Source organism: bacterium (genome assembly GCA_022616075.1).
Classification (GTDB): Bacteria; Acidobacteriota; HRBIN11; order JAKEFK01; family JAKEFK01; genus JAKEFK01.
Genome location: JAKEFK010000367.1, coordinates 1 through 12,895, shown reverse-complemented (window position 1 = coordinate 12,895; position 12,895 = coordinate 1). Strand labels below are relative to the sequence as shown.

The 12,895-nt window shown below is 49.4% G+C and carries 19 protein-coding genes; 16 read left to right on the top strand and 3 right to left on the bottom strand.

The genetic code is table 11. The features are described 5' to 3' along the window. Nucleotides 1-134: 134 nt before the first annotated feature. The 3 genes from L0156_28300 to L0156_28290 are packed head-to-tail and all read right to left on the bottom strand — an operon-like array spanning nucleotide 135 to nucleotide 2,724. Nucleotides 135-1,199, bottom strand: a complete 1,065-nt coding sequence (locus L0156_28300; protein MCI0606904.1) for a hypothetical protein — start codon at nucleotides 1,197-1,199, stop codon at nucleotides 135-137. Further along, nucleotides 1,148-1,957 carry a hypothetical protein gene (locus L0156_28295; protein MCI0606903.1) on the bottom strand — a complete coding sequence of 270 codons (810 nt, stop codon included), beginning with the start codon at nucleotides 1,955-1,957 and terminating at the stop codon, nucleotides 1,148-1,150. Before L0156_28295 ends, L0156_28300 begins: the two co-directional genes overlap by 52 nt. Next, nucleotides 1,957-2,724: a hypothetical protein gene (locus L0156_28290; GenBank protein ID MCI0606902.1), complete on the bottom strand. Its 768-nt coding sequence runs from the start codon at nucleotides 2,722-2,724 to the stop codon at nucleotides 1,957-1,959. Before L0156_28290 ends, L0156_28295 begins: the two co-directional genes overlap by 1 nt. Nucleotides 2,725-2,829: 105 nt before the next feature. On the opposite strand from L0156_28290, the gene L0156_28285 reads away from it, so the two are divergent. The 16 genes from L0156_28285 (at nucleotide 2,830) to rpmC (ending at nucleotide 12,884) form a co-directional block, all read left to right on the top strand. After that, the gene (locus tag L0156_28285) at nucleotides 2,830-2,988 is read left to right on the top strand and encodes a hypothetical protein (protein MCI0606901.1); all 159 of its coding nucleotides are present in this window, start codon (nucleotides 2,830-2,832) and stop codon (nucleotides 2,986-2,988) included. Nucleotides 2,989-3,207: 219 nt separating this feature from the next. Further along, nucleotides 3,208-3,402 (top strand): hypothetical protein, encoded by a 195-nt coding sequence (locus L0156_28280; protein ID MCI0606900.1) that lies wholly within the window; start codon nucleotides 3,208-3,210, stop codon nucleotides 3,400-3,402. A 176-nt stretch (nucleotides 3,403-3,578) separates the two neighbouring features. Further along, the gene (rpsL, locus tag L0156_28275) at nucleotides 3,579-3,953 is read left to right on the top strand and encodes a 30S ribosomal protein S12 (GenBank protein ID MCI0606899.1); all 375 of its coding nucleotides are present in this window, start codon (nucleotides 3,579-3,581) and stop codon (nucleotides 3,951-3,953) included. A gap of 94 nt (nucleotides 3,954-4,047) precedes the next feature. Continuing rightward, nucleotides 4,048-4,518: a 30S ribosomal protein S7 gene (rpsG, locus tag L0156_28270; GenBank protein ID MCI0606898.1), complete on the top strand. Its 471-nt coding sequence runs from the start codon at nucleotides 4,048-4,050 to the stop codon at nucleotides 4,516-4,518. A gap of 97 nt (nucleotides 4,519-4,615) precedes the next feature. After that, nucleotides 4,616-6,700 (top strand): elongation factor G, encoded by a 2,085-nt coding sequence (gene fusA, locus L0156_28265; protein ID MCI0606897.1) that lies wholly within the window; start codon nucleotides 4,616-4,618, stop codon nucleotides 6,698-6,700. A gap of 18 nt (nucleotides 6,701-6,718) precedes the next feature. Further along, nucleotides 6,719-7,921 (top strand): elongation factor Tu, encoded by a 1,203-nt coding sequence (tuf, locus tag L0156_28260; protein ID MCI0606896.1) that lies wholly within the window; start codon nucleotides 6,719-6,721, stop codon nucleotides 7,919-7,921. A 10-nt stretch (nucleotides 7,922-7,931) separates the two neighbouring features. After that, nucleotides 7,932-8,255 (top strand): 30S ribosomal protein S10, encoded by a 324-nt coding sequence (rpsJ, locus tag L0156_28255; protein MCI0606895.1) that lies wholly within the window; start codon nucleotides 7,932-7,934, stop codon nucleotides 8,253-8,255. Nucleotides 8,256-8,324: 69 nt separating this feature from the next. Beyond that, nucleotides 8,325-8,987 carry a 50S ribosomal protein L3 gene (gene rplC / locus L0156_28250; GenBank protein ID MCI0606894.1) on the top strand — a complete coding sequence of 221 codons (663 nt, stop codon included), beginning with the start codon at nucleotides 8,325-8,327 and terminating at the stop codon, nucleotides 8,985-8,987. Between the two features lie 101 nt (nucleotides 8,988-9,088). Next, nucleotides 9,089-9,712, top strand: coding sequence for a 50S ribosomal protein L4 (gene rplD, locus L0156_28245; GenBank protein MCI0606893.1), 624 nt, complete (start codon nucleotides 9,089-9,091; stop codon nucleotides 9,710-9,712). Further along, nucleotides 9,709-9,999, top strand: coding sequence for a 50S ribosomal protein L23 (locus L0156_28240; protein MCI0606892.1), 291 nt, complete (start codon nucleotides 9,709-9,711; stop codon nucleotides 9,997-9,999). The genes rplD and L0156_28240 overlap by 4 nt, the downstream gene beginning before the upstream one ends. A gap of 2 nt (nucleotides 10,000-10,001) precedes the next feature. Further along, nucleotides 10,002-10,829, top strand: a complete 828-nt coding sequence (gene rplB, locus L0156_28235) for a 50S ribosomal protein L2 (GenBank protein ID MCI0606891.1) — start codon at nucleotides 10,002-10,004, stop codon at nucleotides 10,827-10,829. Further along, complete coding sequence (gene rpsS, locus L0156_28230) at nucleotides 10,826-11,122, top strand: 30S ribosomal protein S19 (GenBank protein MCI0606890.1); 297 nt, start codon at nucleotides 10,826-10,828, stop codon at nucleotides 11,120-11,122. Before rplB ends, rpsS begins: the two co-directional genes overlap by 4 nt. Before the next feature lie 11 nt (nucleotides 11,123-11,133). Continuing rightward, complete coding sequence (gene rplV / locus L0156_28225) at nucleotides 11,134-11,499, top strand: 50S ribosomal protein L22 (protein ID MCI0606889.1); 366 nt, start codon at nucleotides 11,134-11,136, stop codon at nucleotides 11,497-11,499. 101 nt (nucleotides 11,500-11,600) lie between these two features. Next, entirely contained in the window at nucleotides 11,601-12,260 is a 660-nt protein-coding gene (gene rpsC / locus L0156_28220) for a 30S ribosomal protein S3 (GenBank protein MCI0606888.1), read from the top strand. Nucleotides 12,261-12,273: 13 nt separating this feature from the next. After that, nucleotides 12,274-12,687 (top strand): 50S ribosomal protein L16, encoded by a 414-nt coding sequence (gene rplP / locus L0156_28215; protein MCI0606887.1) that lies wholly within the window; start codon nucleotides 12,274-12,276, stop codon nucleotides 12,685-12,687. Continuing rightward, nucleotides 12,687-12,884, top strand: coding sequence for a 50S ribosomal protein L29 (gene rpmC / locus L0156_28210; GenBank protein MCI0606886.1), 198 nt, complete (start codon nucleotides 12,687-12,689; stop codon nucleotides 12,882-12,884). The genes rplP and rpmC overlap by 1 nt, the downstream gene beginning before the upstream one ends. Nucleotides 12,885-12,895 lie beyond the last annotated feature (11 nt).

Sequence of the window (12,895 nt, the reverse complement as noted above, 5' to 3'; positions counted from 1 at the left end):
TTGTGCCTGCGCGTGTTTCAGGGCATTCGTGATAGCTTCCTGTGAAATTCGGAGCAATTGTTCTTCTGATGCCTCCGGAAGCGGAAGTGGCTCCCCGCTAATGACAACTTTGATCGGGATACCACTATCAACACTCAATTGTTGTGCCATATCAATGAGAGCTTGGGCAATATCTCCTGGTTGTAACGATGGGTCTCGTAATTGCCAGACAGCGCGTCGCGCCTGCAACAATCCGTCTCTTGCCAGATCGGCTGCGCGCAAGAGATGGTGTTGGGATTCGTCAGGTCTATCTCCGAAATGGCATCGGGCAGCATCCAACTGCAGGACAACACCGGAAATGCTTTGCGCCAAAGTATCATGCAGATCGCACGCAATTCTCGTTCTTTCCGCAAGAATCGCAGAAAAGGCGTTCTCACCCGACGCAAGCGGAAACGATGAGCAGCAAAGGCCGCGAGAAGCGCAGCCAAAAAGTATGGTTGCAAATAGAATCTGAAACTTGCAGGATGCGTGCTCCAGACGCCATCATCATTGCACGCAAGAACCTTAAATTGATAATGACCTGGAGGAATATGGGTGTAGTATGCAGCACGGCGAGTCCCTGCATCGACCCACTCGCGGTCAAAACCTTCCAGCAAATAACGGAACCTCACTCTTTCGGGCACCGTGAAGCTTAAAGCAGTATAGTGGAATTCAAACTTCTCTTTGCCTGGCGAGATTTGAATTTCGTTCCCACTGATGCGGGAAGCGTTAGGGTACGACCATAGCGTCTCACCGTCTGTCATGATTTGCTCCATAACCAATGGTGGAGGCAATTTGTTTGTCTTAATATTTTCCGGATCTATCACCACGACTCCTTTGGTTGTGGGAAACCAGAGCCTGCCGTCTCTGGTCTTCCAGCCAGCGGGTTGAGTTCCGCCATTGCATTCCGAACTCTTCATGCCGTCAGACTTGCCATACACCACAGCACGAATTTTCTTGATCTTGCCTTGTGCAAAATCATCCAGCTCTTTTTTGCTGACACGGAAAATCCCTTTGTTGCAGCTGAACCACAAATTCTGCCGGCTGTCTTCAAGAACGCGGTAAACAGCATCATCAAACAGCCCATCATTTACAGTGAACCGTGCAATTTTTCCATCACGCAACCAGTTCAATCCACCATTTGTTGCAACCCAGAGGTTGCCTTCGTGGTCCTCATGCATAGGCTGCGCATATCGCTCGACAGGCCATCGTTGGTCGTGTACGTGCTCCATTTTCCGCTGCTGAGGCGGTTTAGGCCTCCTCCAGCTGTTCCAATCCAGAGGTTGCCCTGACGGTCCTCATGGATTGGTCCCGCATAATTGCTAGACAGGCCATCCCTGGTGGTGTAACTTCTCCAACTGTCATCCTTCAGCCGATTTAAACCAACACCTGAAGCAATCCATAAATAGCCTTGACTGTCTTCGTACATCATACGCACTGTGTTGTCATTAAGTCCGTTTTTGGTCGTATAAATTTTCCATTTGCCGTCTTTCAATCGGTTTACGCCTCCTTCTGTTCCGATCCACAGATTTCCTTGCCGATCTTGAGTGATGGAATTGACAGTATCGTTGGAGAGGCCCTGTTTTGTTGTGTAATGATTCCATCTTCCGTTGTGCAGGCGATTCAATCCTGCATTCGTTCCAACCCACAAGTTTCCCTCGCGATCCTCATATACGGACCAGACAAGATCATGAGAGAGTCCTTCCTGAGTGCTATAAGCAACCCATTTTCCATCACGCAACCGGTTCAATCCCCCGGTATCCGTTCCAATCCACAAATTTCCTTCGCGATCTTCGTAGATGGACCGAATCATGTCGCTCGTTAATCCTTCCCTGGTGGTGTAATTGCTCCAATTGCCGTCCTTGAAACGGCTCAAGCCTCCACCTTCGGTTCCAATCCAAAGGTTTCCATCGCTGTCCTTGATAGATGCAGCGGACATCAATTGTGGGACAAGCCGTCTGCAGTTGTGTAATTACTCCACTTGCCGTTCTTCAAGCAGTTGAGACCATCCTGTGTTCCGATCCACAAATTCGCCCAGCGGTCTTCGTAGATCCACAGCACCTTATCGTGTGAAAGACCGTCTTTTGTTGTATAAGCAGTCCATTTTCCGTTAGAGAGGCGATTCAAACCGCCGCGCGTTCCCACCCACAGATTGCCGGCGCGATCCTCAAAAATCGAACGGATAGAATCGTTTGTCAGACCGTCTTTGGTCGTGTACCGGATCCATTTGCCATCCTTCCAAGCGTTCAGACCGGCGTTGGTTCCAATCCAAAGCCGCTGCCGCCGATCTTCATAAATACAGAAAACAGAATCATTGGACGGACCCTCGCTAGTGGTATAAGCGCTCCATCTGCCGTCTCTCAGCCGGTATACGCCCGCCTGTAAGGTGGCGAACCAAAGACTGCCATCCCGCACTTCCAGCAACCTCGAAATCTGATTGCTCTTCAGGACCGGAACATTCTTTTTGTCATGGACCGTGAATTGCACTCCATCAAAACGGACCAATCCTTCGAAAGTTGCAAGCCAGAGATAACCGTCGCGCGACTGAACGATTGAATTGACTGTGTTTTGCGGCAGGCCGTGGTCCGACGTCCACACATCCTGGACATATTGTGTTATGGCTTTCGTCGGATCCAAAGCAAAAAGAATGGAACCAGACAACAAGAAAAAAACCAGGATGGCTGGAGTAAATGTACTGCTGGTCAAAGCCGGCAATCCCCACGAATGCCAAAATTCTATTTCATCCGAGCATAGCAGTTTCTCTTTCTCAACACAATCGGACCACCTGGGCGACCTGGGCGAGTGATAAAAATGGCAGACAGGGTTCAGAAAATCGTTAGGAGCCGGGCGGAAGAGAGGATTGTTACTGTGCTACCCGCGAAAGGAAAACCGGTGCTGCTTGAGAATTACAAAAGCTTCCCCATTGTGACTTCGATGAAAGAGCAGTTCGGCTGGACTGACGAAGAATAAAGAACTATGGAGCGCAGGCCTTTTCGTCTACGCGTCCGCGGGTCTACGCGAAGATGCAAAGACTCGCAGCGCGAAGACGCTTTTGCCCGCGCTCCGTAGTACTGAAAATTGCTGAAATTCAGCGCCACTTTTCAGCACTTTCTGTCTCATTCAAGATACAGCCTCCCCTAACTCCGTCGGTAATCAATTGGCATAACTCTTGCTTCTTAGTAATCCGGCATGAGACGGCAAATTGATTCGGACATCAAACGGATCATCGATGAACTTTCAAAAACCATCACAGAGTTGAAGAGAGAAGACAATTTTGCATACGATCCAGTCATTGCCCGCCTGGAACGAGTGATTCATTACTGGAGATGCCATTTGGTAGGTCGGGAGCCAATACCCCATTTTCGGTATCCGGATTCTCAATAAATACATTTGACAGAGAATCAGCTTTTTTCTATAATTTAGCCGCTTCCTTGTTTTGTAAGGGAAGTGTTGTCTAAACAATTTCTTCGGAGGACGCGTGTTGACCTGTGCCCCCTTCGCACAGGGAGAAGCGGATTCCGGAAAATTTCAGGCTTTGGAATCTAGCAAAGGAGTTTACTTTGCCAACAATTAGCCAGTTGGTTTCGCAAGGGAGGAAGAAAGTTCAGGAAAAATCGGAAAGCCCTGCTCTTCAGGGATCGCCGCAGAAGCGCGGAGTTTGCGTGCGTGTTTACACAACAACTCCCAAGAAGCCCAATTCAGCTCTGCGGAAGGTAGCTCGTGTGCGACTGACAAATGGGTATGAAATAACAACCTACATACCAGGGATTGGGCACAACCTCCAGGAACACTCCATAGTTCTCGTGCGCGGAGGCAGAGTCAAGGATCTGCCTGGTGTACGGTATCATATCGTGCGCGGTACTTTGGATACTTCCGGTGTAGCAGACCGGAAAAAGTCACGGTCCAAGTACGGCGCCAAACGACCTAAAGCCTGAGGCGTGCTGATAATACGCCTTAAATAGTTAGTAACTAGTTGCCAGTGGCTAGTGGCCAGTATGGTCACTGTTCACTTCAAAGGGAGAAATATCTGTGTCTAGAAGAGGACAAGTAAAATCAAGGGAAATACTTCCTGATCCGGTTTTTCAAAGTGTTCTGGTTCACAAGTTCATCAACGGTTTGCTGAGACGCGGAAAGAAAGCGACAGCAAGCAAGATTTTCTACCGAACGCTGGATATCCTCGGGCAGAAAACAAATGACGAACCGTTGAAAGTTTTCAAACAGGCAATAGAAAATGTCAAACCGGTGCTGGAAGTGCGTTCCAAACGTGTCGGCGGTGCGAACTATCAGATTCCCATTGAAGTTCCATCGAATCGGCGGATTGCATTGAGTATCCGTTGGATTGTAGGAGCCGCACAGAGCCGCAACGAAAAGAGCATGGAAGAAAAGCTGGCCGGAGAATTATTTGAAGCTGCTAACAATCGCGGTTCAGCAGTGAAAAAGAAAGAGGACACGCACCGAATGGCAGACGCGAATAAAGCTTTTGCCCACTTAAGGTGGTAGGAATTAACCGCAGAGTACGCGGAGGACGCAGAGAGAGAGAAAAAAATTTGATCTTTCTCAGCGACCTCAGCGTCCTCTGCGGTGAAAAATAAAAGTTATGGCGAGACAAGTACCGTTACAAAAAATTAGAAACATCGGGATCATGGCGCATATCGATGCGGGCAAGACCACTACGACTGAGCGAATCCTGTATTACACAGGAATGACGCATCGCATCGGTGAAGTGGATGAAGGAACTGCGACCATGGACTGGATGGAACAGGAGCGCGAACGCGGAATCACGATCACTTCCGCCGCGACGACTGCTTCCTGGCGTGAGCATCGCATCAACATCATTGACACGCCGGGGCACGTCGATTTCACTGTTGAAGTGGAGCGCTCTCTTCGCGTGCTGGACGGCGCGGTGGCGGTATTTTGCGGCGTTGCCGGTGTGCAACCACAATCAGAAACGGTATGGAGACAGGCGGACAAATACAAAGTTCCACGCATATCCTTCATTAATAAGCTGGACCGCCAGGGCGCCGACTTCAAACGCGCAGTAGACTCCATGCGGGAAAGACTGAGCGCGGTCGCTATTCCTATTCAAATTCCACTGGGACTGGAAGATAAGTTCCGCGGAGTCATCGATCTTGTCGAACAAAAAGCGTACGTGTATTTGGATGAGACTCTGGGCGCCGAATACCGCGTGGAGGAAATCCCGGCAGAGTATAAGGAAGAAGCTCAGAAACTCCGCATCGAAATGATCGAAAAAGCTGCGGAGCTCGATGATGAATTGCTTCATAAGTATGTTGCAGAAGAGCCGATCAGCAATGATGATTTTCGCGCTGCCATGAGGCGCGCTACGATTCTGAATAAATGCACGCCAGTAATTTGCGGATCTGCATTCAAGAATAAAGGCGTTCAGCCGTTACTGGATGCGGTGGTTCACTACTTGCCTGCGCCGACAGATATTCCGCCGATTCATGGCATCAACCCGATCACAAAGACGGAAGAAGTGCGAAAAGCGTCCGATGATGAGCCGTTTGCAGGACTGGTCTTCAAAATCATGACCGATCCCTATGTCGGACAACTCGCATTTTTCCGTGGTTATTCGGGAATATTGAAAACTGGGACGAGCGTTTATGTTTCCAGCCGGGACCGCGAAGAACGAATCGGGCGCATCGTGAAAATGCACGCGAATAAACGCGAGGAAATTGATGAAGTTTATGCCGGTGATATTGCGGCTGCAGTCGGACTAAAAAATGTGACCACAGGAGACACGATCTGTTCCAAGAAGGATCCGATTCTTCTGGAGGCGATGGAATTTCCTGCGCCGGTCATCAGCGTGGCCATCGAACCCAAAACGAAGGCAGATTCTGAGAAGCTTGGAACTGCGCTCAACAAGTTGAGTCAGGAAGATCCTTCCTTTAAAGTTGCGGTCGATAAGGAAACCGGGCAGACCATTATTTCCGGAATGGGTGAGTTACACCTGGAAATACTCGTGGATCGCATGTTGCGTGAGTTCAGCGTGCAGTCCAATGTGGGCAAACCGCAAGTGGCCTATAAAGAGACCATCAAGCGCGCCGCTCAGGGCGAAGGGAAATATATTCGCCAGACAGGTGGTCATGGTCAATATGGTCATGCAAAGATCAAGATCGAGCCTCTGCCACCAGGAAGTGGATTCCATTTTGTAAATGAAATCAAAGGTGGAACCATCCCGCGTGAATTTATCAAACCGATCCAGGAAGGCATTGTGGAAGCAATGGAAGGCGGAGTACTTGCCGGTTACCCGCTCGATGATATCAAAGCTGTTCTGTGGGACGGTTCGTATCACGATGTGGATTCATCCGAGCTCGCATACAAGATTGCCGGCTCGATGGCTTTCAAGGACGCAGCAGACCGCGCCAATCCGGTTCTGCTGGAACCAATCATGAAAGTTGAAATTGTGGTGCCCGAAGAATACATGGGGGAAGTGATTGGCGATCTGAATGGACGTCGCGGCAAGATTGAATTCATCAATACTCCGCGACAGGGAGTTCGTGTCATCGGCGCCCATGTGCCGCTGGCGGATATGTTTGGTTACGCGACAGATATGCGTTCACTCACGCAGGGTCGCGCAGTGTATTCCATGCACTTTTTCCGGTATGAAGAAGCTCCTAAGAATATTCAGGAGCAAATAGTTGCTAAGTTCAAAGGTAAATAAGCCAACGGAGGTAAGACAATGGCTAAACAGAAATTTGATCGTACCAAGCCGCATCTGAATATCGGTACGATCGGTCACGTTGATCATGGTAAAACCACACTCACCGCGGCGATCACGAAAGTTCTTTCGCTTGCTAATCCAAAAGTTTCTTTCCGCTCCTTCGATTCGATCGATAAGGCGCCGGAAGAAAAAGAGCGCGGAATTACAATCGCCATCGCGCACGTGGAGTACGAAACCGACAACCGTCATTACGCTCACGTGGATTGCCCGGGTCATGCTGATTACATCAAGAACATGATCACCGGCGCAGCCCAGATGGATGGAGCCATTCTGGTTGTGTCCGCTGCGGATGGTCCGATGCCACAAACTCGTGAACACATCCTGCTGGCACGCCAGGTAGGCGTTCCCTTCATCGTTGTTTTCATGAATAAGGTTGATATGGTTGACGATCCGGAATTGCTGGATCTCGTGGAGCTGGAAGTCCGCGAATTGCTCAGCAAATATGAATTCCCGGGCGATCAGATTCCGATCGTGCGCGGTTCCGCTTTAAATTCGCTGAACAACGGCTCGGGCAAAAGGGATGACGAAGCGTCCAAGTGCGTTTTCGAGTTGATGGACGCCGTAGATTCGTACATTCCGCTCCCGCAAAGAGCCGTTGAGAAACCGTTCCTGATGCCGATCGAAGACATTTTCACGATTTCCGGCCGCGGAACAGTTGTAACAGGCCGTGTCGAACGCGGAACAGTAAAGATTGAAGATGAAATCGAAATCGTTGGAATGCGTCCAACAGTTGCGCGTGTTGTGACCGGTATTGAAATGTTCAACAAGGAACTGGACTCCGGTATGGCGGGCGATAACGTTGGAATTCTGCTTCGCGGTACAAAAAAGGAAGAAGTGGAACGTGGTCAGGTACTTGCTGCAAAAGGCTCGATCACGCCGCATAGAAAATTCAAAGCACAGGTATACATCCTGACCAAAGAAGAAGGTGGACGCCATACGCCGTTTGTCGCGGGATATCGTCCGCAGTTCTACTTCCGAACAACAGACGTTACCGGAGTGGTGACGCTGCCTCAAGGTGTCGAAATCGTGATGCCTGGCGATAACGTGACATTCGAAATCGAATTGATCGTGCCAATCGCTATGGAAAAAGGACTTCGATTCGCAATTCGTGAAGGCGGAAGAACGGTGGGAGCAGGTACCGTAACCGAAATCGCGGAGTAGCGGAGAGAGTATGACCAGAGAACGAGTGCGGATCCGTCTGAAAGCCTTCGATCATCGCTTGCTGGATCAAGCAAGCAAGGACATCGTCAGTACAGCGAAGCGAACGGGAGCCCAGGTGGCAGGTCCTATACCGCTGCCTACGCTCATCAATCGTTTTACTGTGTTGCGTTCTCCGCACGTTGACAAGAAAAGCCGCGAACAGTTTGAGATTCGGACGCACAAAAGAATCATCGATATTCTAGCGCCGACACCTCAAACGATTGATGCGCTGAGTAAGTTGCAACTTGCGGCCGGTGTCGATGTTGAAATTCAGGCTTTAATGGGCGGAAAGTAACGCCGGCGGCCCGCGGGATTTTGCTCTCGGAAGGATGAGCCGTCCGGATGGGCGGCGTACGAGGAAGATATGATAAACGGTTTAATCGGAAAAAAGCTTGGCATGACTCAGGTTTTCAGTCCTGACGGCCGGGTTGTGCCCGTAACCATCTTGCAGGTTGGACCCTGTCTTGTGACCCAGGTGAAGACAAAAGACAAAGATGGTTACTCAGCGGTGCAATTGGGCTTCGTTGAGCCAACGTCCAACAAGCGCGTGACCAAACCTTTGCTGAAACATCTTGAAAAAGCCAATGTGCCTCCGTTGCGCCATTTGCGTGAGTTTGCCATTCAAGATAATCAAGCAAAGATTGAGCCCGGACATCGCTTTAAAGTGGATGTGTTTGATGGTCAAAAAACAGTGGATATCATCGGTATTAGCCGGGGAAAAGGTTTTGCGGGCGTAATCAAACGGCATCATTTCCGTGGTGGTGCGGCTACACACGGTTCGATGTTTCATCGCGCGCCCGGTTCCATTGGCGGATCTTCATTTCCATCCCGCGTTTTTCCAGGAATGCGCGCGGCCGGCCAGATGGGTCATCAGCAAGTTACGATGCGGAATCTGACCGTTGTTGAAATCGATCCTGAAAATAATTTGATGCTGGTTCAAGGCGCTGTTCCCGGTGTGGCGGGCAGTTACGTCATGATCAGAAAAGCAAAATCAGGACACGGAGCGAAGTCGACGCACAAGAAATGATTTTTTTACCGCAGAGAACGCAGAGGACGAAGAGAGAAAAAAATCTCTTACTCTTTGCTCCGCGTTCTCAGCGTCCTCTGCGGTGAAATGAAGAGGCAGATATGGAAATCAACGTAATTAACATGAACAATGAGCCGGTTGAAAAGGTTGAGTTGCCGGAAGAAATCGCTTCTGCCGAACCGAATCCTGCTCTGGTGTATGAGCTTGTCCGGCAATACCGGGCGGGAGCAAGACAGGGCACTCATTCTACAAAGACGCGTGGATTGGTGAGCGGAAGCGGACGCAAGCTGTGGAAACAAAAAGGAACCGGTCGCGCCAGGATTGGCTCGATCCGCTCTCCACTCTGGAGACATGGCGGCACGGTGTTCGGACCTCAACCGCGCGATTATTCGTATTCGATGCCTTCAAAGAAACGGATTGCGGCACTGCGGTCTGTTCTGGCAGAAAAGGTTAAGAACAAATCGGTCATCATCATCGATGAAATCACTTTTGAAAAACCAAAATCCAAAACAGCTCTTGAATTCTTAAAAATGCTTCAGTTAACAAACAGGACTTTGTTTGTTGATTCGCGAAATAACAAAAATCTGCAGCTATCAATAAGGAATCTGTCCAATGCGAAATTCTCCAGCGTTGCCTCTCTCAATATTGTCGATGCATTGAAGTACAGAAACCTTGTGATTTCAAAGCCTGCTTTTACGCAACTCACAAAAATTTTAGCGCGATGAATACAACACAGGTGCTACGAAAACCGCTTCTTACGGAAAAGAGCAACAACATGAAAGCAGACAAGAACATTGTTTGCTTTGAAGTAGACCGGCATGCAAACAAGATCCAGATCAAGGAAGCCGTGGAAAAAATGTTCGGCGTCAAAGTGGTCGGCGTCACCACAGCTAATGTTCAGGGAAAAAACCGCCGTGTCGGACGTTCCATGGGTAAAAAACCGGATTGGAAAAAGGCTTACGTAAAAATTAAAGAAGGCGAGAAGAAAATCGAATTCTTTGAGGGAATGTAATTATGGCTATCAAAGGTTTTAAACCAACTTCGCCCGGGCGGAGGGGAATGACTGTTGTCACCTTTGATGATTTGACAGCGGATCGTCCTCATAAACCATTGACCGAAGGAAAATCAAGGATCAGTGGTCGGAACAACAAGGGTCGAATCACAATTTGGTGGCGCGGTCGCGGTCACAAAAGACGCTATCGAATCATCGATTTCCGCCGCGACAAAATCGGAGTCCCTGGAAAAGTTGCATCGATTGAATACGATCCGAACCGTTCTGCAAACATCGCTTTGATTAACTATGCTGACGGAGAAAAGCGGTACATTTTGCAGCCACTTGGACTGAAGGTTGGCGACAACGTCCTCACTTCGCCGGAAGCCGATATTCTGACTGGAAACTCGCTGCCTCTGAAGAACATTCCAATTGGTACGATGATTCACAACATCGAAATGCGGCCCGGCAAAGGCGGACAGATGGTTCGCAGTGCCGGTTCTGTTGCGCAATTAATGGCGAAAGAGGGCACTTATGCGCAGGTAAAAATGCCTTCCGGTGAAATACGCAAAGTGCTTCTGGAATGTTACGCAACCATCGGACAGGTTGGAAATATGGATCACAACAATGTCTCGATCGGAAAGGCAGGACGTTCGCGCTGGCTCGGCAGGCGCCCGCACGTTCGCGGTGTCGCAATGAACCCCGTGGATCATCCACTCGGTGGTGGTGAAGGAAAAACATCCGGTGGACGCAATCCGGTTACGCCCTGGGGACAACCCACAAAAGGTTACAAAACACGCCGCAATAAGCGGACAGGCTCCTTCATCCTGAAACGAAGAGGTAAAAAATGAGCCGATCGTTAAAAAAAGGTCCATTTGTTGATCATCATTTATCAAAAAAAATAACGGGCATGAATGAGAGAAGTGAAAAGAAGGTTCTTCAAACATGGTCCCGCAGATCCACGGTCATTCCCGACATGGTGGGTCATACAATTGCCGTGCATAACGGAAAGAAATTCGTTCCGGTTTTCATTACGGAAAATATGGTAGGGCACAAGCTCGGTGAATTCGCCCCGACTCGTGTATTCCATGGACATCCGGCAAAATCGGAAAAGGCCGCTACCAAAGCGCCCGCGCCGAAGTAGGGAGCGTATTTATGCCAGAAGAAGTGAGTGAAGTCAGTAAAGCCAAGGGAAAGTATTTCAAGCTTTCTCCGCAGAAAGCGCGTTTAGTGATCGATATGATCCGCGGCCAGAATGTTGGGAAAGCCCTGGGCATTTTGAAAGTGACACCGAAAAGAGCATGCAGGCCAATCGAAAAAGTATTGAAGTCTGCAATTGCCAATGCGAAAGAGAAACAGCCAACCATTGATGTGGATCGCCTTTATGTTTACAGGGCGTACGTGGATTCGGGTCCCACAAAAATGTGGAAACGGATCCGACCGACATCGATGTTGAAAGTGATGCGGATCATGCGGCGGCATAGTCACATCACCATCCATCTTGCTGAAAAAGAAAAATGATGATTTCACCGCAGAGATCGCAGAGAACGCTGAGAAAAGAAATTCTCTTTTTCTCTCTCTGCGTTCTCCGCGTACTCTGCGGTAAGAATTAGGAGGATCGTTTGGGACAGAAAGTACATCCGTATGGTTTTCGAATCGGAGTAAACCGGACGTGGCATTCACGATGGTTTGCTGAAAAGAACTATTCCAATCTACTCCATGAGGATCTGCGAATCCGAAAGGAGTTGAAAAAGATGTTCCTCCAGGCAGGGATTTCCAAGCTGGAGATTGACCGTTTGCCGAATCAGCTGAAGGTTCGCATTCATACATCCAAGCCCGGACTCGTCATTGGAAAGAAGGGCGCCGGCGTGGATTCGTTGAAGAAGAAGCTGGAAGCAGAAGTTGGCCGCGAAGTGGTGGTCAATATCGAGGAAGTGGTCAGACCGGAGCTGGACGCTCAGCTGGTTGCGGAAACGATTTCATTTCAGCTGGAAAAACGGGTTGCCTTCCGGCGGGCGATGAGAAGGGCGGTGGAATCCTGTAAAAAGTTTGGCGGCAAGGGAATCAAAGTTCGGTGTAAAGGAAGATTGAACGGCGCGGAAATTGCGCGTGCTGAATGGTACTTATTCGGTCGTCTGCCATTAACGACTCTTTCTGCTGATATCGATTACGGTTTCTCCGAAGCAAAAACTGCGTATGGTGTCGTGGGAGTTAAGGTTTGGCTGTATAAAGGTGAGAAGCACACCTATTTGCCTCGTCACGATATGGATAGAAATAGATAGAGGTTGATTCGTCATGTTAATGCCGAAAAAAGTTAAATATTTGAAGATGCAGCGCGGTCGCCGCAAAGGCAAAGCCTGGCGCGGTCATGAGCTGGCTTTTGGTGATTACGGTTTGAAATCGCTTGAGTCTGCCTGGCTCTCCAGCCGGCAGATCGAAGCAGCCCGCGTTGCAATGACACGTTTCGTGAAACGTGGTGGAAAAATTTGGATTCGCGTTTTTCCTGATAAGCCGATTACAAAAAAGCCGGCTGAAACCCGTATGGGAAAAGGAAAAGGACCCCGCGTCGGTTGGGTGGCTGTAATCAAGCCGGGACGCGTGTTGTTTGAGATGATCGGAGTCACAGAAGAAACAGCCCGCGAGGCGATGCGCCTTGCGGCCCATAAGCTTCCGTTCCGGACGCGATTTACGGCGAGGATGGGTCAATAATGAAAGCAAAAGAATTGAGAGATCAAACCGCAGAAGAATTGCGAATCAAAGAATCTGAGCTGTACGATCAGTTGTTCAGGCTTCGCTTCCAGGCGGCAACGGCTCAATTGGAGAAACCGGCAAAGATCCGGCAGGTTCGCCGGGACCTGGCTCGAATCAAAACAGTCTTAAGACAGAAAGAGGTCACAAAGAATTAAACAAAGTAGCA